The organism is Tenacibaculum sp. SDUM215027, assembly GCF_050566205.1.
Taxonomy (GTDB): Bacteria; Bacteroidota; Bacteroidia; order Flavobacteriales; family Flavobacteriaceae; genus Polaribacter.
This window is the reverse complement of the sequence record NZ_JBNXUE010000026.1, coordinates 1-651: the sequence shown is the minus strand read 5'-3', so window position 1 is coordinate 651 and position 651 is coordinate 1. Positions and strand designations below refer to the sequence as shown.

Here is a 651-nt window from a genome sequence, read left to right as displayed (position 1 = left end):
GGAGCTATTGATTTAACAGTATCAGGAGGAACGACAGATTATACTTATTTATGGAATACAGGAGCCACTACAGAAGATATTAGTGGCTTAATAGAGGGTACCTATACTGTTACAGTAACAGATGCTAATGGTTGTCAAGAAGTAGATTCAATCACTTTAGTGTCGATAGATAATGAAGACCCTATTATTAGTGTTCCAGAAACTCTAGAGATAGAGGGATGTGATGAAAATGATATAACAAACTTAAACGCTAAATATTCTTTTAGTTTAGTACAATCTTCTGATATTAAAGGTAGCTTTTTTACTACTGGTTATACAGCTTCAGATGATGGAACAATAGCGAGTATTAGTTATATAGATGAAGTTACTTCTTATAATGGATGTATAACTACAGTAACAAGAACATTTACAGTTACCGATACTTGTGGTAAAACAGGTACAGATTCGATGGTAATCACTGTTCAAGACACTATAGTTCCAGACTTTACAGTGCCAGGAGATATTTCAATTTTTTCAGATGCGAACTGTAATTATGATGCAAGTGTTGGTGTAACAGGAGATGTAACAGATGAATCAGATAATTGTAATTCAGGGTTAGAAGCTACTTTTACAGATGAAGAGTTAGCTGGGAGTTGTGAAGGAGAGAAGCTT

The 651-nt window shown here is 34.4% G+C and carries 1 protein-coding gene; it reads left to right on the top strand.

The features are described 5' to 3' along the window. Window positions 1-651 (top strand): SprB repeat-containing protein (locus ACQYZ7_RS16690; RefSeq protein WP_430730838.1); only part of this gene is annotated, 651 nt, incomplete at both ends.